This window comes from Haemophilus sp. HMSC071C11, assembly GCF_001837655.1.
GTDB lineage: Bacteria > Pseudomonadota > Gammaproteobacteria > Enterobacterales > Pasteurellaceae > Haemophilus > Haemophilus influenzae.
Window position 1 is genome coordinate 108,446 of sequence record NZ_KV833450.1, and the last position, 20,846, is coordinate 129,291.

Genomic DNA, 20,846 nt, shown 5'->3' on the forward strand with positions numbered 1-20,846 from the left:
TCATACATTTTTTTAGCTTATATTCAATAATTGGCAATCGTTTGCCATCTCAAAATATGATCAACTTCACATTTTTTATTTATGAGTGAAGAATAAATCTACAATATAAATTTCCCTCTTGAATTTAATCAATTTGTCGCCATATAACGAACAACTTTTCACTTTATAAAGGACAGAACAATGACAACGATTGTAAGCGTACGTCGCAATGGGCAAGTCGTCGTAGGCGGTGATGGACAAGTTTCTTTAGGCAATACCGTAATGAAAGGTAATGCTCGTAAAGTACGCCGTTTATATAATGGTAAGGTACTTGCTGGTTTTGCGGGTGGAACGGCAGATGCATTTACACTTTTTGAATTATTTGAACGTAAACTTGAAATGCATCAAGGGCATTTGCTAAAAAGTGCGGTGGAATTAGCGAAAGATTGGCGTACAGATCGTGCACTTCGTAAGTTAGAAGCGATGTTAATTGTGGCGGATGAAAAAGAAAGTTTAATCATCACGGGTATTGGCGATGTGGTTCAGCCCGAAGAAGATCAAATTTTAGCAATCGGATCGGGTGGTAACTATGCGTTGTCTGCAGCACGTGCGTTGGTGGAAAACACCGAACTTTCTGCTCGTGAAATTGTTGAAAAATCTTTGAAAATTGCGGGTGATGTTTGCGTGTTCACAAATACCAATTTCACTATTGAAGAATTACCGAATTAAGGAAAAAGCTATGTCTGAAATGACTCCTCGCGAAATAGTTTCTGAATTAGATCAACATATTATTGGTCAAGCCGATGCAAAACGTGCTGTGGCGATTGCGTTGCGTAACCGTTGGCGTCGTATGCAGCTTCAAGAACCTCTGCGTCACGAAGTAACCCCAAAAAATATCCTGATGATTGGCCCAACTGGTGTGGGTAAAACTGAAATTGCGCGCCGTTTAGCAAAATTAGCTAATGCGCCATTTATCAAAGTGGAAGCAACGAAATTTACCGAAGTGGGTTACGTGGGGAAAGAGGTGGATTCCATTATTCGTGATTTAACGGATAGTGCGATGAAACTTGTTCGCCAACAAGAAATTGCGAAGAACAGAGCAAGAGCTGAAGACGCGGCTGAAGAGCGTATTTTGGATGCTTTACTTCCTCCAGCAAAAAATCAGTGGGGCGAAGTTGAAAACCATGATAGTCACAGCAGTACTCGCCAAGCGTTCCGTAAAAAATTACGTGAAGGTCAATTAGATGATAAAGAAATCGAAATTGATGTGTCTGCTGGCGTGTCTATGGGGGTTGAAATTATGGCTCCTCCAGGCATGGAAGAAATGACAAATCAACTGCAATCATTGTTCCAAAATTTGGGTTCAGACAAAACGAAAAAACGCAAAATGAAAATTAAAGATGCGTTGAAAACGTTGATTGATGATGAAGCAGCGAAATTAATTAACCCTGAAGAACTTAAACAAAAAGCCATTGATGCTGTGGAACAAAATGGTATCGTCTTTATCGATGAAATCGACAAAATTTGTAAGAAAGGTGAATACAGTGGTGCTGATGTATCGCGTGAAGGTGTGCAACGTGATTTACTTCCGTTAGTGGAAGGCTCGACAGTTAGCACCAAGCACGGAATGGTTAAAACTGATCATATCTTATTTATTGCATCTGGTGCATTCCAAGTTGCTCGTCCTTCAGATTTAATCCCTGAACTACAAGGGCGTTTGCCGATTCGTGTTGAACTTACCGCATTAAGTGCGGCGGATTTCGAGCGCATTTTAACAGAACCTCACGCCTCTTTAACCGAACAATATAAAGCCTTGATGGCAACAGAAGGGGTGAATATTGAATTTACAACAGAGGCGGTTAAGAAAATTGCTGAGGCTGCATTCCGAGTGAATGAAAAAACGGAAAATATCGGTGCACGTCGTTTACATACGGTAATGGAACGTTTGATGGATAAAATTTCTTTCAGCGCAAGCGATATGAATGGTCAAACGGTCAATATTGATGCGGCTTATGTTGCGGATGCACTTGGCGAAGTGGTTGAAAATGAAGATTTGAGCCGTTTTATTCTTTAAAGATAAAAATTTTACATATAAAAGTGCGGTAAATTTTTACCGCACTTTTTTGTTTTCTAAATTGAGAAACTAATTAGTTTTTAATTTACTCCAATATTTTTCATAAATATCAACAGCTTCTCCTACATCGCCTTGCATAATTCCTTTTTCTACTTCTTCCGCTGGTGGAAATAATTTTGGATCATTAGCAACTTCCGCGCTTAGCAATGTTTTCGCCCCATTATTTGGCATAGAAAAGCCCATGCGTTCGATAACAATTTTTGCATTTTCAGGGCGAAGTAAAAAGTCGATGAACTTATACGCCCCTTCCACGTTTTGAGCGGAATTCGGAATAGCATAATTATCCATCCAGAAAATTGCGCCTTCTTTTGGATACACAAATTGAAGAGATTGATTTTCTTTCTGCGCTAAATAAGCTGAACCATTCCAAATCATACCAATTGCAACTTCGCCTTGTACGTAAGGGACTTCAGGAGAATCAGAGTTAAAAGTCGCTACATTTGGTAACAGTTTTTCTAAACGCTCATAAGCTGTTTTGATGTCTTCTTCATTGGTGGTATTTGGCGATTTACCATCCAGTAATAATGCTACGTGGAACACTTCACGCGCATCACTGGTCATGAGAACTTTGCCTTTAAATTCAGGTTTCCATAAATCCGCCCAGCTAGTGATGGTTTTAGGATCAATCTCATCCGCATTAACTTCAATACCAGTTAAGCCGTAAACGTAAGGTAATGAATATTTATTTTCTGGGTCGAATTCTTTATTTAATAAATGTTTAGGGATTTGATGAATATTGGTCAATTTACTTTGATCAATCGGTTGAAGCATCTTTTCCTTAATCATTTTATTTATGTAGTAACTTGATGGAAACACCAAATCATAGCTAGAACCAGTATTCTGAGTAAGTTTAAGTTTCGCATACATTTCTTCGTTACTTTCAAAGGTAGAATAAATTACCTCGATGCCAGTTTCTTTAGAGAACTGTGCGACTAAATCAGAAGGCACATAGTCTGTCCAGTTATAGACGTAAAGTTTGTTATTGGCAAAAGCGGAAGCCGCAAAAAGTGCGGTGGTGGAAAGGAAAAGATTTTTGAGTGAGTGAGCAAAGAATTTTTTCAATTTATTGACCTCCGAGGGTTATCGTTCATCATAAAACACGCAAATTTTGCGTGCGCGCAGTATAGCATTTTTTCTAAAAGGTTTGACATATTTCCCTTTCGGGGTAAGATTTTGCCAGTTTTTTCCTAAGGGATTTTTTATGCTTAATTTTGCCTATCAAGAACACGTTCGCTCTTATTATTTCGACTCTCGTAACCAAGATTTTCAATTCCCGCCGCTCACTCAAATTGAACATGCTGATGTATGTGTGATCGGGGCTGGATTTTTTGGTTTATCTGCAGCATTAGAACTGGCGGAGAAAGGAAAAAAAGTCATTGTCTTAGAGGGTGCAAGAGTAGGCTTTGGTGCTTCTGGTCGCAGTGGTGGGCAGGCAATTAATGGCTTTGAAGAAGGCATTGATGAATACGTTAAACAAGTTGGCGAAGATAAAGCACATAAACTTTGGAATATGTCATTAGAGACCATTGATATTATTGATGAACGTATTGAAAAATATAGCATTCAATGCGACTGGAAAAAAGGCTATGCCACATTAGCATTAAATGAACGCCGAATGGATGACTTAATTGAAATGGAAAAAGAAAGTCATAAAAATTTTGGCTATCAGAATATGCAACTTTGGGATAAAACTAAATTAAAACAGCACTTAGGCAGTGATATTTATGTGGGGGGGCTATTTGATAGTAATTCAGGGCATTTGCATCCACTTAATTATTGCTTAGGTTTAGCGAAAGCTTGTGTCGATCTGGGTGTTCAGATTTTTGAACAATCTCCTGTCGTGGATATGGTTGAGAAAAATGGTTGCATTGAGGTTAAAACAGCTAAAAGTGCGGTTATTTCTCAAGACGTTATTTTAGCCACCAATGCTTATATTGATGCGCTCCCGAAATCTATTCATCACGGCATTAATCGTAAAATATTACCTGTGGAAAGTTTTATTATCGCCACAGAGCCGTTAAGCCAAGCGGTTGCTGATTCTGTCATTAATAATGGCATGTCGGTGTGTGATAACAATTTATTATTAGACTATTATCGTTTAAGTGCTGACAATCGCTTGCTTTTTGGTAGTGATTCTAGCTCAGAAAAAGATATGGTCGCGATTATGCGGAAAAATATGTTGTGTGTATTCCCGCAACTTGAAAATGTAAAAATCGATTATGGCTGGGCTGGCCCGATTGATATGACCTTAAACTCAACGCCACATTTTGGTCGTATTTCTCCGCATATTTATTTTGCTCATGGTTATTCTGGTCACGGTGTTGCTTTGACTGGTCTTGCGGGGCGAATTGTAGCGGAGGCGATTTTGGGTGACGATGAACGTTTATCTATTTTTGAAGGACTGAAAGTCCCTTCTGTTTATGGTGGTCGAATTATCAAAGATCTTGCGACAAAGATTGGTGTGCGGTATTACAAGTTTTTAGATAAATACCGTTAAAATACAACAATGTTTTTCTAAAGCATTGCCATCAAAATTGACTAAAATAATTAAATTTTGTATGGATATAAATTCTAAATCAGTTAAAAAATTTACCGCACTTTAAAGCAGAATTAAAATAATATTTTTTGCTACAATTTGTGTTTTCCATTAAGAGAGAAATATGTCAGAAAATTTGTTACTTTTCAGCTTGTTAGCTGTTGTTATTATATTGATTTTATTACTTATTCTACGCCAGCAAAAATATACACATCTTCATCAAGAATTATCGAAAACGACTCAAGATTATAATCAGCTTGCCAGTAAATTTGATGAACTGAGTAGCATTAAAAACCAGTTTGAACAACAAACAATTAAAGTACAGACTGAAAATCAAGGACTGCAATATCGTTTAACTGAACGTGATGAACAAATACATCATCTCACACAAGAACGACAAAATTTGACTGAAAAATTGACCGCACTTTCTCAAGAATTAACGGGGTTACAAACAACCTTAACAGAGAAAGAAAAATATTTTTCCGCACAACAACAGAACTTTGAACAATCTAAGCTGCAGTTGAGTGTGGAATTTCAAAACCTAGCAAATCGTATTTTGGATGAAAAAAGTCGATCATTTAGTCAATCAAATCAAACGGCATTGGAAACCTTGCTCAAGCCTTTCCGTGAGCAAATTGAAGGTTTCCAAAAACGGGTCAATGAAATTCACTCCGAATCCGTGAAAGGCAATGCTGGATTGGAAGCGGAAATTAAAAAAGTGCTGGAAATTGGTCTGAATATGTCGCAAGAGGCGAGTAATTTAACTTCTGCGCTGAAAGGCGAAAAGAAAACGTTAGGCAACTGGGGCGAAGTGCAATTAGAACGAGCATTGCAACTGGCAGGACTTGAAGAAAATGTACATTACCGTGCTCAAGCTCATTTTAAAGATGAACAAGGCGGGCGTAATTACCCTGATTTTGTGTTGAATTTACCTGATGAAAAACACTTAATTATCGACAGCAAAATGTCGCTCGTGGCTTACGAAAGTGCGGTGAATTCTGAGGATGATTTTGAACGAGAGCGTTTACTCAAAGAGCATATTTCCGCATTAAAAACCCATATTAACGATCTGCATAAAAAAGATTACAGCAATCTGATTGGCATGCGTAGTCCGAATTTTGTTCTTATGTTTATTGCGGTGGAACCTGCGTATATTGAGGCTTTAAAAGCTGATCCTGCCTTATTTAATTACGGTTATGAACGCAATGTAATTATGGTTTCTCACACTACGCTAATGCCGATTTTACGCACCGTGGCAAACCTCTGGCGTATCGAACGTGGTAATGCTGAAGCCAAAGAAATTGCTGAAAAAGCGGGCGAAATCTATAACCAAATTTGTTTGGTGGCAGAGCGTTTAAACAAACTCGGCAATACGCTTTCCACTGTCAGCAACCAATACAACAGCACCGTCACCGCACTTGTTGGCCAACAAGGGTTAGTAGGCAAAGTAGAACGATTTAAAACCCTTTCCGCAAAAGCTAATAAAACGATGCCCGATGTGGACTTATTGAATAATCAGCTGGATTTGGCTAGATTGAATGTCTTAAATCAAGAAAATCTTCAATAATTTATTCTCCGATTGAATGTAAATTTGATCGGAGAATTTTTTATCCTATCTAGAAATTTTGTGATCAATATCCCAAATTTGAAATTTCTTAGTTGTTTTTCTATTTTTGTTCTTTATATTTATCTTATCGAAACGTTTCGATAAAGGTGGAAAGAGGAAATATATGAAAAAAACAATGTTATTAAATGCACAACTTTCTCGTTGTATCGCTTCTGTTGGTCACACAGAAAGTTTGACGATTTGCGATGCGGGACTTCCAATTCCGTTAAGTGTGGAACGTATCGATCTCGCATTAACTGCGGGTGTACCAAGTTTTCTACAAACGTTGAATGTAGTAACGAATGAAATGTATGTTGAACGCGTTGTTATTGCAGAAGAAATTAAAGAAAAAAATCCAGAAATATTGACCGCACTTTTAACACAACTTCAACAACTTGAAAGCCATCAGGGTAATCAAATACAAGTGGAATTTGTATCGCACGAAACTTTTAAAAAATTCACCCTCGAAAGTAAAGCTATTGTTCGTACTGGCGAATGTTCACCTTATGCCAATGTGATTTTATATTCTGGCGTGCCATTTTAATCAGGGTGAAATTATGGAAACTTTACTCAAAATTAGTGGTGTTGATAAGTCATTTCCAGGTGTGAAAGCCTTGAATAATGCCTGTTTATCTGTTTACGCTGGACGCGTAATGGCATTGATGGGGGAAAATGGGGCGGGTAAATCGACTTTGATGAAGGTGCTTACTGGTATTTATTCTAAAGATGCAGGCACAATTGAGTATCTTAATCGATCAGTTAATTTCAATGGACCTAAAGCCTCACAGGAAGCTGGCATTAGTATTATTCACCAAGAACTGAATTTGGTCGGTAATCTCACGATTGCAGAAAACATTTTCCTTGGTCGTGAATTTAAAACCTCGTGGGGAGCGATTAACTGGCAGAAAATGCACCAAGAAGCAGACAAGCTACTTGCGCGTTTGGGGGTAACTCACAGCAGTAAACAGCTTTGCGCTGAACTTTCTATTGGTGAGCAACAAATGGTGGAGATAGCCAAAGCCTTAAGTTTTGAATCCAAAGTTATCATTATGGATGAACCAACCGATGCGCTCACAGATACGGAGACCGAAGCCCTATTCAATGTGATTCGTGAACTCAAAGCAGAAAATCGTGGCATTGTTTATATCTCTCATCGTTTAAAAGAAATTTTCCAAATTTGTGATGATGTGACGGTTTTACGCGATGGTCAATTTATCGGTGAACGCATTGTGGCAGAAATTACAGAAGATGATTTAATTGAAATGATGGTTGGTCGTCGTCTTGATGAACAATATCCGCATTTATCACAAGAAAAAGGCGAATGTGTATTGGATGTGAAAAATGTGAGCGGAAGCGGTATTGATGATGTTTCCTTCAAATTGCATGCCGGTGAAATTGTTGGTGTCTCGGGCTTAATGGGTGCGGGTAGAACGGAACTCGGCAAGCTACTTTACGGTGCTTTGCCAAAAACGGCGGGAAAAGTGCGGTTAAAAAATCAAGAGATTGAGAATCTCAGTCCGCAAGATGGTTTGGATAATGGTATTGTATATATTTCTGAAGATCGTAAAGGTGATGGCTTGGTTTTAGGAATGTCAGTAAAAGAAAATATGTCGCTCACATCGCTCGATCATTTTTCACAAAAAGGCAGTATTCGTCATCAAGCGGAAAAAATGACAGTAGATGACTTTATTCTGATGTTTAACATTAAAACACCTAATCGTGATCAACAAGTAGGTTTGCTATCTGGTGGAAATCAACAAAAAGTGGCAATTGCTCGTGGATTAATGACTCGCCCAAATGTGTTGATTTTAGATGAACCAACTCGTGGCGTAGATGTTGGCGCGAAGAAAGAAATTTATCAGTTGATTAACGAATTTAAGAAAGAGGGCTTGAGTATTTTAATGATCTCATCTGATATGCCAGAAGTGCTTGGTATGAGCGATAGAGTGTTGGTAATGCGTGAAGGTAAAATTAGTGCAGAATTTTCTCGCAAAGACGCAACTCAAGAAAAATTATTAGCAGCAGCTATTGGTAAATAAGAGTAGGTAAGTATGATGAAAAATGAAACATCTAATTTTCAAATAGGAAGATTTTTGATTGAACAGCGTTCTTTTATTGCGTTGATTATTCTTATCGCGATTGTATCAATGATTAATCCTGATTTTTTTAGCGTAGATAATATTTTGAATATTTTACGCCAAACTTCGGTTAATGCGATTATTGCAGTGGGTATGACTTTCGTTATTTTAATTGCAGGTATAGATCTTTCTGTTGGATCTGTATTGGCATTGACAGGTGCAATCGCCGCTTCAATGGTGAGTATCGAATTGCCTATTTTTTTAGTCATTCCTGTGGTTTTATTGATTGGAACACTTCTTGGTGGCATAAGTGGTGTAATTGTGGCAAAAGGGAAAGTTCAGGCTTTTATTGCTACCTTGGTTACCATGACCTTACTGCGTGGTATAACAATGGTTTATACAGATGGTCGTCCTATTACGACAGGTTTTTCGGATAATGCTGATCTATTTGCTAGCATTGGTACAGGCTATGTTTTAGGTATCCCAGTACCAATTTGGATTATGAGTATCGTGTTTGCGGTTGCTTGGTATATTTTAAAACACACACCAATCGGTCGCTATATTTATGCTTTAGGTGGAAATGAGGCAGCGACCCAACTTTCTGGTATTAACGTCAATAAAATCAAAGTATTTGTTTTTGCGGTGAGTGGATTTCTTTCTGCGCTGGCGGGTTTAATTGTAACTTCACGTTTATCTTCCGCTCAACCCACTGCTGGCGTATCTTATGAATTAGATGCAATTGCCGCCGTGGTAGTCGGTGGAACCAGTTTGATGGGGGGGAAAGGTCGTGTAATGGGAACTCTCATCGGTGCATTAATCATCGGATTTTTAAACAATGCATTAAATTTATTAGATATTTCATCTTACTATCAAATGATAGCAAAAGCGTTGGTTATTTTGGTTGCTGTTTTAGCCGATAACTATCTTGGTACAAAAAAACTGTAACTCACTTTAAGGAGAAACTATGAAAAAACTAACCGCACTTACTTCTGCTGTATTATTAGGTTTGGCTGTTTCTGGCTCTGCTTCTGCACAAGACACAATCGCTTTGGCAGTATCTACATTAGATAACCCATTTTTTGTAACGTTAAAAGATGGCGCACAGAAAAAAGCGGATGAATTAGGTTATAAGTTAGTGGTGCTTGATTCACAAAATGACCCTGCTAAAGAATTAGCTAATGTCGAAGATTTAACTGTGCGTGGTGCAAAAATATTATTGATCAATCCAACTGATTCTGAAGCAGTTGGCAACGCAGTGGCGATTGCAAACCGTAAGCATATTCCAGTAATTACATTAGATCGTGGCGCAGCTAAAGGAAACGTAGTGAGCCATATTGCATCTGACAATATCGCAGGTGGTAAAATGGCAGGTGATTTTATCGCACAGAAATTAGGCGATAATGCCAAGGTGATTCAACTTGAAGGTATTGCAGGAACATCTGCGGCACGCGAACGAGGTGAGGGTTTCAAACAAGCTATTGATGCTCATAAATTCAATGTGCTTGCCAGTCAGCCAGCAGATTTTGATCGAACAAAAGGTTTGAATGTAACGGAAAATTTGTTGGCATCTAAAGGTGATGTTCAAGCAATTTTTGCGCAAAATGATGAAATGGCATTAGGTGCATTACGTGCGGTGAAAGCCGCAAATAAAAAAGTCCTTATCGTAGGTTTTGATGGTACCGATGATGGTGTTAAAGCGGTAAAAAGTGGCAAAATGGCAGCAACTATCGCACAACAACCCGAGCTTATTGGTTCATTAGGTGTTGTTACCGCTGATAAAATCTTAAAGGGCGAAAAAGTTGAAGCGAAAATTCCAGTAGATTTGAAAGTAATAAGTGAATAATCTATCTACTAAATAAGCTCGTTATATCACATTATGGGGCAAATTATATTTGTCCCATTGTGTAGAAAGAAAAAATATAACAATACAGGATAAAATAATGAAAAAAACCCTCACGGTTCTCGGTAGTATCAATGCTGATCACGTTATTTCTGTGCCTTACTTTGCTAAACCCGGTGAAACGCTAACAGGTCAAAATTATCAAATTGCCTATGGTGGCAAAGGTGCCAATCAAGCAGTGGCAGCCGCTCGTTTAGGTGCAAAGGTAGCGTTCATTAGTTGCATTGGATCAGATAGCATAGGCAAAACAATGAAAAATGCGTTTGAGCAAGAAGGAATTGATACAACCCATATTAATACCGTTTCACAGGAAATGACAGGAATGGCATTTATTCAAGTCGCCAAGTCTAGTGAGAACAGTATTGTGTTGGCTAGCGGTGCAAATGCACATTTGGGTGAGATGGTCGTTCGTCAAAGTGAGGCGCAAATTGCACAATCGGATTGCTTGTTAATGCAATTAGAAACCCCACTTTCTGGTGTGGAGCTGGCTGCTCAAATCGCTAAGAAAAATGGTGTTAAGGTTGTGCTAAATCCTGCTCCAGCGCAGATTTTATCGGACGAATTATTGAGTTTGATTGATATTATTACACCAAATGAAACAGAAGCTGAAATCCTGACGGGGGTAGCGGTAGCCGACGAGCAAAGTGCGGTGAAAGCTGCGAGTGTTTTTCACGATAAAGGCATTGAAACCGTAATGATTACCCTTGGCGCGAAAGGTGTGTTTGTCAGTCGAAAAGGTAAAAGCCGCATCATTAAGGGCTTTTGTGTGCAAGCAATAGATACTACCGCAGCTGGTGATACATTTAATGGCGGTTTTGTTACGGCTTTATTGGAAGAAAAATCCTTTGATGAAGCCATTCGTTTTGGTCAAGCTGCCGCTGCGATTAGTGTGACGAAAAAAGGGGCTCAATCCTCTATTCCAACGCGTCAAGAAACTTTGGAATTTCTTGAACACGCTTAAAGTGCGGTGAATTTTTAGGGTGTTTTTATGGCGACAATGAAAGATATTGCACGACTGGCGCAAGTTTCGACTTCTACAGTTTCACATGTCATTAATGGATCGCGTTTTGTTAGCGATGAAATTCGTGAGAAAGTGATGCGTATTGTCGCTGAACTGAATTACACCCCTTCAGCTGTTGCACGAAGCCTTAAGGTGCGCGAAACCAAAACTATCGGGCTACTTGTCACCGCAACAAATAATCCCTTCTTTGCGGAAGTGATGGCTGGCGTGGAGCAATATTGTCAGAAAAATCAATATAATCTTATTATTGCTACAACGGGTGGAGATGCCAAACGCCTACAACAAAATCTGCAAACTCTAATGCACAAACAAGTGGATGGTTTGCTTTTGATGTGTGGTGATAGCCGTTTTCAGGCTGATATAGAGTTAGCCATTTCGCTGCCACTGGTTGTGATGGACTGGTGGTTTACTGAGTTAAATGCAGATAAAATACTCGAAAATTCAGCACTTGGTGGCTATTTGGCGACAAAAGCATTAATTGATGCAGGACATCGTAAAATTGGCATTATTACGGGAAATCTCAAAAAATCTGTCGCACAAAATCGTTTGCAAGGTTATAAAAATGCGCTGTCGGAAGCAAAAATTGCGTTAAATCCTCATTGGATTGTCGAAAGTCATTTTGACTTTGAAGGCGGTGTACTTGGCATACAATCTTTACTTACTCAATCTTCACGTCCAACAGCAGTTTTTTGTTGTAGTGACACCATTGCTGTCGGTGCATACCAAGCTATTCAGCAACAAGGCTTACGTATTCCGCAAGATCTTTCAATTATGGGCTATGATGACATTGAATTGGCTCGTTATCTCTCGCCTCCTCTCTCCACCATTTGCCAACCGAAAGCTGAACTTGGCAAACTCGCTGTTGAAACACTATTGCAACGAATTAAAAATCCTAATGAAAATTACCTCACTTTGGTGTTAGAACCGACTTGTGTGTTAAGAGAGTCTATTTACAGTTTCAAATAAAATTAGAATAACTCAATTTCCTTATTGCTATTTTCAAAAAAACTGCTATTTTCTTGCGGTTTTTTTGTTTATTTAACCCACTGTTTAATTTAGGAATAAAATCTTATGAAAGAAAACAAACCTGTTGATCCTTATGCGAAATATAACGAACAATCGAATATTATCGCGAAAATAATTTTTGCTAGTCGCTGGTTGCAAGTGCCGATTTATTTGGGCTTGATTGTCACCCTTGCAATCTACTCTTATAAATTTATCAAAGGATTATGGGAGTTAGTGATTAATGTAAATGATATGGATTCCAACACAATTATGTTAGGCGTGTTGAATTTGATTGATGTCGTGATGATCGCCAACTTACTTGTGATGGTGACTATCGGTGGCTATGAAATCTTTGTATCTAAATTGCGTACACGTAATCACCCCGATCAACCTGAATGGATGAGCCACGTAAATGCCACCGTGTTGAAAGTTAAACTTTCTATGTCTATTATCGGCATTTCATCTATCCATATGTTGCAAACTTTTGTGAATGCAAGCAATATGCCAGAAAAAACGATGATGTGGCAATTATTGTTGCACTTGGGCTTTTTAGTGTCGGCAATTGCTTTAGCTTATACGGACAAAATTTTGTATAGCACAAGCCATAAAACACATTAAAAATTTACCGCACTTTTAACCCCGTTCAAATTGAACGGGGTTTTATATATCATATAGTTACAATTTAATTTTTTAGTATGATACGCCGTTTAGAATAGGAAAGCTTAAATAAAATACTAAGATGTTAATCAAGTAGAAATTAATCTTCTAAATCTAGAGGCTCTTGCGAAAGTATAATTCCTGTCAGATCTGCGTAAATATAATCTTCTGGGAAAAAGGTTACGCCACCAAAATTCACTGGAATATCACTCTCGCCAGCACTGCTTTCATCTGCACTGACTGGAATTGGCGCAAGGGCATGAATACCAATATCGAGGTTTTCTAATTGCTGAATTTGGCGTACTGCACCATATACAATAATGCCTTCCCAACCATTATCAACGGCAAGTTGAGCCAATTCTGCATCAATCAAACCACGGCGTACCGCACCACCGCCATCAATGACAAGCACTCGACCTTCGCCGTTTTCTTCTAATACTTCAGCAATTAATCCATTACTTTCAAAGCATTTTACTGTAGTGACTTTACCGTAAAAATGACTTACGCCACCAAAGCTTGAAAAAATTGGCTCCACGACATCCACTTGTTCTGCATAAAGATCGCAAAGTTCTGAAGTATCAATAAACATAACTTTCCCCTATCGATTGTTGAAATTTTGTTTGCTTTAGTATATGCCGATTTAGCCGATAAGCAAGCCTAAACTAAACAAGATATTGATTAATAACGAAATCATAGACATTTGAGCCAACATTGGACGCAATTCACTTGGCTGCTGACTACGATAAACAAAGATCGCGTGTTTAGCTAACAATGGCATTGCTAATACAAATAAATAATTTGTCCAAGAAGTGGCCGTGGCCGTTGCCACCGCAAATGCCAAATAACATAGAGCCGCCACACTTAATAAAATACAATGATAAACACGCCCTTTATATGCACCTAAACGAACGGCTAGGGTATTTTTGCTAGCTTTCGCATCCTGTTCAATATCACGTAAATTATTGATATTTAATACCGCACTTGCCAATAAGCCAGAACCAATAGCAGGCAAAATAATGTGGCTAGCAATACTGTGAGTTTGCAAATAATAAGTGCCGCCAACGCCAAGCAAACCAAAAAATACTAATACAGAAATATCGCCTAATCCCATATAGCCATAAGGTTTTGCCCCAACAGTGTAAGTAATGGCAGCAACAATAGCTAAAATTCCAAGCCCAGCGAAAGCGAATAAATCTGAGAGATTTTCATAAGCGATTCCAATCAAGAAACTTCCTGAAAGAAAACTTGCCATCACCATTAGAATTAATCCCCATTTCAGTTCTTTTGCTGAAATTGCGCCTTTTTGAATGCCACGTAATGGCCCAATACGTTCTTCAGTATCTGAACCTTTTTGATGATCCCCATAATCATTGGCAAAATTAGAAAGCACCTGCAATAAAATTGTCGTGAGTAAACAAAGCACCATTACAAGCCCATTAAAACCTTGTGGATTCGCCCAATAACCTAATGCCGAACCCGTGAAAATCGATGCCAACGCTAAGGGCAAAGTTTTCGGTCGAGCCGTTTCCCACCACATTTTCAATTTTTCATTTATCATTTTTTTTGACCGCACTTTTGATTACAATAAGCCGCGTATTCTACACTAAGACACCCAATTTATGAATGATTTAACCTTATCGCCTATCGCCATTATCCACACGCCTTATAAAGAAAAATTCTCCGTACCACGCCAACCTAAGTTAGTTGAAGACGGAGTAGGCATTGTAGAACTCTTACCGCCTTATAATTCGCCTGAAGCCGTGAGAGGATTAGAACAATTCAGTCATCTTTGGTTAATTTTTCAATTCGACCAAATCCAACAAGGGAAATGGCAACCCACCGTACGCCCTCCTCGGTTAGGCGGTAATCAACGAATTGGAGTGTTTGCTTCACGCGCAACGCACCGCCCAAATCCTCTTGGTTTATCCAAAGTCGAATTACGTCAAGTAGAATGCATCAACGGTAACATTTTTCTCCATTTAGGTGCGGTGGATTTAGTGGATGGCACGCCCATTTTCGATATCAAACCCTATATTGCCTATGCGGATAGTGAGCCAAATGCACAATCGAGCTTTGCTCAAGAAAAACCACCAGTAAAACTGACTGTTGAATTTACCGAGCAAGCCAAAAGTGCGGTAAAAAAACGAGAAGAAAAACGACCGCACTTAAGTCGTTTTATTCGCCAAGTGCTAGAGCAAGATCCTCGCCCAGCCTATCAACAAGGTAAACCGAGTGATCGTATTTATGGAACAAGTTTGTACGAATTTAATGTGAAATGGCGAATTAAAGCGGGTACGGTAAATTGTGTAGAAGTGATTGAAATAGAAAAAGACAAATAGATGTAATATGTAAATAAGGCAGGGAATCCCTGCCTTAGTTAATTTAAATGCCTTATTTTAGGAAAAACTGCCCTTTAGTTAATTTATATATTGTCATTAAAACCAATAAGCCAATCATTACATTTGAGAAAACAAAGGCAAAAATAGACACGCCTTGTAAAACATTGCCATGATAGAAAGCGGTAGCACTGTTTGCCATAGACGCTAATCCGAATGAGAATGTCCATAAGCCAATGTTAAGTCCTTTTTCCACAATCCAAGGGAATAATCGCAATAAGAAAAATAATTGCAAAAATCCATATCCCCAAAGGATTTTAGCTAACGTATCCACCTCGCAGTGATTGATCGATAAATAAGCAGATACACACACAAACGCAGGTGCTAAAACAATCCCTATTGTGGCTCTAAATTGTGGCTCAAGAGATGAAATACGTAAATGTTGTAATAATACAGGTTCAAAAATAATCCAAGCAATCATTCCTGCGCCAAAGAATAAGTAGGCTAAATCATGGTAGCCAAGTAATGCTAATGAACTTGCGCTGGTAAAATTAGCAGCTACCGCAGGCAAATAAAACGGAGGATGAGTAGATTTTTGCTCAAATACACCACCTTGCCATAATTCACTGACACGTAATGTTGAGAAAAGTAATTGACCAATCGTTCCAATCCAAATTAAAACTTCAGCAATTAAAGGATTCCAACGATAAAGAATATCGCCTACCAACATAGTTGTAATAGGAATCAATGCAATAAAGGAAAAACGAACTGGGCTATGATACTCTGCACGAACTTCCTCAAAGTAATAACGAAGTTTATACGCATACATTAAAATAAATAAAATCCAGACCACACTTGCTACAATGCCAAGAACATCACTTACCATTCGCGCAGCAGGAAATAAGTTTTCTAAATGAAACCAAGCTAAAGATAAGGCTGCTAAACCAAGAGGAATACCGAAATATCCTGTTGGAAGAGGAAAAGGCTTTGTTATATTCATAGTATGATCCTTATTTTGAAAAATATGAGCAAAGTGTAACATAACTATCAACAACAGACTTTTCTAAAAGTCTCAAATTTTTGTGAATTTCTATGAAGAAACATACTTGTTGTTCTGGCATAAAACCTCTACCCATTTTCATAAAAATAAAAAACCCGAACTTTCATTCGGGTTTTCTCATACAGGGAATTAATTATTCCGCATCATCTGCCATGTTAAGCATTTCAGCTAAGTTCGCACTTGCATCATCTGCAGTCATAACAAATTCATCAGCGATAGCAGCTTCATCTTCTTCAGATAATTTCGCTACGACATCATCAACTAAACGATGTTTGTGACGATTTTGATGATACGCAAAACCTGTACCCGCAGGAATTAATCGACCTACTATTACGTTCTCTTTCAAGCCACGTAATTCATCACGTTTACCTGCCACTGCTGCTTCGGTAAGAACACGAGTAGTTTCTTGGAACGATGCGGCAGAGATGAAGGATTCAGTCGCAAGAGACGCTTTGGTGATACCCAATAATTCACGTTCAAATTCAACTGGTGGTTTACCTTCTGCTTCACGTTGGCGATTAACAATTTTCACGCGAGCCACTTCGACTTGTTCTCCCTCAAGGAATTCTGAGTCGTAAGCTTTAGTAATTACCGCTTTACGTAACATTTGACGAACGATAACTTCGATATGTTTATCGTTGATTTTTACCCCTTGTAAGCGGTAAACATCTTGCACTTCGTTCACGATGTATTCAGTTACTGCACGCACGCCACGTAAACGTAAAATGTCGTGTGGTGTTTCAGCACCATCAGAAATTACATCGCCACGTTGTACCATTTCGCCTTCAAATACGTTGAGCTGACGCCATTTTGGAATCATTTCTTCGTAAGTTTCGCCTTCCGCAGGAGTAATTAATAAACGGCGTTTACCTTTGGTTTCTTTACCGAAAGACACGATACCAGAAATTTCAGCCAAGATAGCTGGTTCTTTTGGTTTACGTGCTTCAAATAAATCTGCAACGCGCGGTAGACCACCAGTAATATCTTTAGTACCCACAGATTCTTGTGGAATACGTGCTAATGGTTCCCCTACTTTCACTGCTGCGCCATCGTCTAAACTTACAATTGCTTTACCAGGTAAGAAGTATTGTGCAAGAACATCAGTTTCAGGTAAGAAAATATCGTTGCCATTTGCATCAACTAATTTAATAGTTGGACGTAAATCTTTACCCGCAGTTGCACGTTCACCCACATCTTGAACCACGATTGATGATAAACCTGTTAATTCATCTGTTTGACGCGTCACAGTTAAACCATCAATAATGTCTACAAATTTCACAAAACCAGATACTTCAGAGACAACTGGCATTGTATGTGGATCCCAATTTGCGATAGTTTCGCCTGCAGTGACTTCTTGACCGTCACCTTTGCTTAATACCGCACCATAAGGCACTTTATAATGTTCTTTAGTACGACCAAATGCATCAGTAATAGTTAATTCCGTGTTACGAGAAGTTAATACTAGTTTGCTTTCATCGTTAGTCACGAATTTTGCATTCATTAAATGCACTGTACCAGTGTTTTTAACTTGCACACTAGATTCTTTCGCTGCCGCAGATGCCGCACCACCAATATGGAACGTACGCATTGTTAGCTGTGTACCCGGCTCACCGATAGATTGAGCGGCAATAACCCCCACCGCTTCGCCTTGGTTGATTAAATGACCACGCGCAAGATCACGACCATAACATTTCGCACACACGCCAAAGTCAGTATCACAAGTTACAACAGAACGTACTTTTACGCTATCTACAGAGTTTGCATCCAACACATCACAGAGTTTTTCATCTAATAAGGTGTTACGCGGAATTAATACTTCTTCTGCACCCGGTTTTAAAATATCTTCTGCAGCAACACGACCTAATACTAATTCACGAAGTGGCACTTTTTCATCTCCACCTTCAATTAATGGGGTCATGACTAAGCCTTCGTGCGTACCACAGTCATCTTCTACAATCACTAAGTCTTGTGCCACATCAACTAAACGACGAGTTAAGTAACCTGAGTTCGCTGTTTTTAATGCGGTATCCGCCAAACCTTTACGAGCACCGTGGGTTGAAATAAAGTACTGTAATACGTTCAAACCTTCACGGAAGTTTGCTGTAATTGGGGTTTCAATGATCGAGCCATCTGGACGAGCCATCAAACCACGCATACCTGCTAACTGACGAATCTGCGCTGCAGAACCACGCGCACCAGAATCAGCCATCATAAAGATACTGTTAAAGGACGCTTGTTTTTCAGGATTACCTTCACGATTGATGACTTCTTCTTGAGATAAGTTTTCCATCATCGCTTTCGCTACGCGCTCATTCGCGGCAGCCCAAATATCGATTACTTTATTATAGCGTTCGCCTGCCGTCACAAGACCTGATTGGAATTGTTCTTGGATCTCAGCTACTTCTTCTTCCGCTGCAGAAATAATTTCGTATTTCTTCGCTGGAATTTCCATATCATCAATACCAACTGATGAACCAGAACGTGCCGCATACGCAAAACCGGTATACATAATTTGGTCAGCAAACATTACCGCTTCTTTTAAACCTAAACGACGATATGCTTCGTTAATCAGTTTAGAAATGGCTTTTTTACCTAATGTTTGGTTGAACAATGAATAAGGCATGCCTTTCGGCGCGATCATCCATAAGATTGCACGACCGATAGTTGTATCAGTCAGCGTGGTTTTCGCATCAAATTCGCCCGCTTCATTTTTCACATATTCAGTAATACGTACTTTCACACGAGAATGTAATTCTGCTTCGCCTGTACGATATGCTTTTTCAGCTTCGCGAGGATCTTGCAATAACATACCTTCGCCTTTACCGTTCACTTTTTCGCGGGTCATATAGTAAAGACCTAATACCACGTCTTGTGATGGAACGATAATAGGATCACCGTTTGCTGGAGAAAGCACGTTATTGGTGGACATCATCAACGCACGAGCTTCTAATTGCGCTTCAAGGGTTAATGGAACATGTACCGCCATTTGGTCACCATCGAAGTCTGCGTTAAACGCCGCACAAACGAGTGGGTGTAATTGAATCGCTTTACCTTCGATTAAGATCGGTTCAAACGCTTGGATACCCAAACGGTGAAGTGTTGGCGCACGGTTCAATAGAATTGGGTGTTCACGAATAACTTCTGCAAGAATATCCCAAACGATCGCCTCTTCACGCTCAACCATTTTCTTAGCCGCTTTGATTGTCGTAGCATAACCACGGCTTTCTAATTTCGCATAGATAAACGGACGGAATAATTCCAATGCCATTTTCTTCGGTAAACCACATTGGTGTAAGTGCAAGTATGGGCCAACAGTGATTACAGAACGACCAGAGTAATCAACACGTTTACCTAATAAATTTTGACGGAAACGACCTTGTTTACCTTTGATCATATCCGCTAATGATTTTAATGGACGACGGTTAGAACCCGTAATTGCACGACCGCGACGACCATTATCTAATAAGGCATCAACAGATTCTTGTAACATACGTTTTTCGTTGCGCACAATAATATCTGGCGCAATTAAATCTAATAAACGTTTTAAACGATTGTTACGGTTGATTACACGACGATATAAATCGTTCAGATCTGAAGTCGCAAAACGACCGCCATCAAGTGGTACTAATGGGCGTAAATCTGGTGGAAGAACTGGCAATACCGTCATCACCATCCATTCTGGTTTATTACCAGATTGAACAAATGCTTCTAATAATTTTAAGCGTTTAGTGATTTTTTTACGTTTAGTTTCAGAGTTAGTTTCTTGTAATTCTTCACGTAATTTTTCACATTCAGCTTCAAGATCCATACCTTTTAAGAGATCTTGAATCGCTTCGGCACCCATTTTCGCTTCAAATTCATCTTGCCAGCGATCTTCAGCGTCAAGGTATTGTTCTTCTGTTAATAATTGACCGCGCTCTAAGTCCGTCATACCTGGTTCGGTCACGATGTACATTTCAAAATAAAGTACACGTTCGATGTCGCGCAATGGCATATCTAAAAGTAAACCGATACGAGACGGCAATGATTTTAAGAACCAAATATGTGCAACTGGCGATGCAAGTTCAATATGACCCATACGTTCACGACGAACTTTAGTTTGAGTGACTTCAACACCACATTTTTCACAAATCACACCACGGTGTTTTAAACGTTTATATTTACCACATAAACATTCGTAATCTTTTACAGGCCCGAAGATACGCGCACAGAAAAGACCATCACGTTCAGGTTTGAACGTACGGTAGTTAATGGTTTCAGGTTTCTTCACTTCACCAAATGACCAAGAACGGATCATATCTGGGGAAGCTAACCCAATTTTAATCACATCAAAATCTTCACTGGTTTTTGATTGTGCTTTTAAAAACTTAACTAAGTCTTTCACAAATGTTCTCCTGTCGGAGTTAAAGGTTTAAAGTGCGGTTAAAAATTTCGGAGAATTTTGACCGCACTTCGGCGATTTATTGTTTCGTCATTTTTTCTCTTCGCTCCCCCTGTTTACGGGGGGAGCTGCCGCAGGCTGAGGGGGGAATTT

17 protein-coding genes are annotated in these 20,846 nt (G+C 39.1%); 12 read left to right on the forward strand and 5 right to left on the reverse strand.

Annotation, left to right across the window (positions count from 1 at the left end; genetic code table 11):
• The first annotated feature begins 180 nt into the window (after positions 1-180).
• Together hslV and hslU are read left to right on the forward strand one after the other, a co-directional pair.
• The gene (hslV, locus tag HMPREF2644_RS08670) at positions 181-708 is read left to right on the forward strand and encodes an ATP-dependent protease subunit HslV (RefSeq protein WP_011272086.1); all 528 of its coding nucleotides are present in this window, start codon (positions 181-183) and stop codon (positions 706-708) included.
• 10 nt (positions 709-718) lie between these two features.
• Positions 719-2,053, forward strand: a complete 1,335-nt coding sequence (gene hslU, locus HMPREF2644_RS08675) for an HslU--HslV peptidase ATPase subunit (RefSeq protein ID WP_005666443.1) — start codon at positions 719-721, stop codon at positions 2,051-2,053.
• A gap of 69 nt (positions 2,054-2,122) precedes the next feature.
• On the opposite strand, the gene HMPREF2644_RS08680 is transcribed toward hslU, so the two are convergent.
• Positions 2,123-3,175: an extracellular solute-binding protein gene (locus HMPREF2644_RS08680; RefSeq protein ID WP_005691316.1), complete on the reverse strand. Its 1,053-nt coding sequence runs from the start codon at positions 3,173-3,175 to the stop codon at positions 2,123-2,125.
• A gap of 139 nt (positions 3,176-3,314) precedes the next feature.
• Here HMPREF2644_RS08680 and HMPREF2644_RS08685 point away from each other — a divergent pair, with 139 nt between their 5' ends.
• From HMPREF2644_RS08685 to HMPREF2644_RS08725, 9 genes are all read left to right on the forward strand, one after another.
• Complete coding sequence (locus HMPREF2644_RS08685) at positions 3,315-4,610, forward strand: NAD(P)/FAD-dependent oxidoreductase (protein WP_011272087.1); 1,296 nt, start codon at positions 3,315-3,317, stop codon at positions 4,608-4,610.
• Between the two features lie 163 nt (positions 4,611-4,773).
• Complete coding sequence (rmuC, locus tag HMPREF2644_RS08690; RefSeq protein WP_038440556.1) at positions 4,774-6,216, forward strand: DNA recombination protein RmuC; 1,443 nt, start codon at positions 4,774-4,776, stop codon at positions 6,214-6,216.
• Positions 6,217-6,379: 163 nt separating this feature from the next.
• A complete protein-coding gene (gene rbsD, locus HMPREF2644_RS08695) occupies positions 6,380-6,799 on the forward strand; it encodes a D-ribose pyranase (protein WP_005664526.1) in 420 nt (139 codons plus the stop codon).
• A gap of 13 nt (positions 6,800-6,812) precedes the next feature.
• A complete protein-coding gene (gene rbsA, locus HMPREF2644_RS08700) occupies positions 6,813-8,294 on the forward strand; it encodes a ribose ABC transporter ATP-binding protein RbsA (RefSeq protein WP_011272089.1) in 1,482 nt (493 codons plus the stop codon).
• Between the two features lie 15 nt (positions 8,295-8,309).
• Positions 8,310-9,278: a ribose ABC transporter permease gene (gene rbsC, locus HMPREF2644_RS08705; RefSeq protein WP_005664522.1), complete on the forward strand. Its 969-nt coding sequence runs from the start codon at positions 8,310-8,312 to the stop codon at positions 9,276-9,278.
• A 19-nt stretch (positions 9,279-9,297) separates the two neighbouring features.
• Positions 9,298-10,176, forward strand: a complete 879-nt coding sequence (gene rbsB, locus HMPREF2644_RS08710) for a ribose ABC transporter substrate-binding protein RbsB (protein ID WP_005639843.1) — start codon at positions 9,298-9,300, stop codon at positions 10,174-10,176.
• A gap of 97 nt (positions 10,177-10,273) precedes the next feature.
• Positions 10,274-11,194, forward strand: coding sequence for a ribokinase (gene rbsK, locus HMPREF2644_RS08715; protein WP_011272090.1), 921 nt, complete (start codon positions 10,274-10,276; stop codon positions 11,192-11,194).
• Positions 11,195-11,221: 27 nt separating this feature from the next.
• Entirely contained in the window at positions 11,222-12,220 is a 999-nt protein-coding gene (locus HMPREF2644_RS08720; RefSeq protein WP_005659739.1) for a substrate-binding domain-containing protein, read from the forward strand.
• Between the two features lie 105 nt (positions 12,221-12,325).
• Positions 12,326-12,877 (forward strand): TIGR00645 family protein, encoded by a 552-nt coding sequence (locus HMPREF2644_RS08725; protein ID WP_005649445.1) that lies wholly within the window; start codon positions 12,326-12,328, stop codon positions 12,875-12,877.
• 139 nt (positions 12,878-13,016) lie between these two features.
• On the opposite strand, the gene rraA is transcribed toward HMPREF2644_RS08725, so the two are convergent.
• Both rraA and menA read right to left on the reverse strand, forming a co-directional pair.
• Positions 13,017-13,505 carry a ribonuclease E activity regulator RraA gene (rraA, locus tag HMPREF2644_RS08730; RefSeq protein WP_005649446.1) on the reverse strand — a complete coding sequence of 163 codons (489 nt, stop codon included), beginning with the start codon at positions 13,503-13,505 and terminating at the stop codon, positions 13,017-13,019.
• Between the two features lie 51 nt (positions 13,506-13,556).
• Positions 13,557-14,474, reverse strand: coding sequence for a 1,4-dihydroxy-2-naphthoate octaprenyltransferase (gene menA / locus HMPREF2644_RS08735; protein ID WP_032827535.1), 918 nt, complete (start codon positions 14,472-14,474; stop codon positions 13,557-13,559).
• A gap of 61 nt (positions 14,475-14,535) precedes the next feature.
• Between menA and tsaA the strand changes: the two genes are divergently transcribed.
• Positions 14,536-15,255: a tRNA (N6-threonylcarbamoyladenosine(37)-N6)-methyltransferase TrmO gene (tsaA, locus tag HMPREF2644_RS08740; RefSeq protein ID WP_011272092.1), complete on the forward strand. Its 720-nt coding sequence runs from the start codon at positions 14,536-14,538 to the stop codon at positions 15,253-15,255.
• A gap of 52 nt (positions 15,256-15,307) precedes the next feature.
• Here the strand turns inward: tsaA and tehA are convergent, their stop codons facing one another.
• Together tehA and rpoC are read right to left on the reverse strand one after the other, a co-directional pair.
• Positions 15,308-16,252, reverse strand: coding sequence for a dicarboxylate transporter/tellurite-resistance protein TehA (gene tehA, locus HMPREF2644_RS08745; protein ID WP_005659732.1), 945 nt, complete (start codon positions 16,250-16,252; stop codon positions 15,308-15,310).
• 193 nt (positions 16,253-16,445) lie between these two features.
• The gene (rpoC, locus tag HMPREF2644_RS08750; protein ID WP_005659731.1) at positions 16,446-20,696 is read right to left on the reverse strand and encodes a DNA-directed RNA polymerase subunit beta'; all 4,251 of its coding nucleotides are present in this window, start codon (positions 20,694-20,696) and stop codon (positions 16,446-16,448) included.
• Positions 20,697-20,846 lie beyond the last annotated feature (150 nt).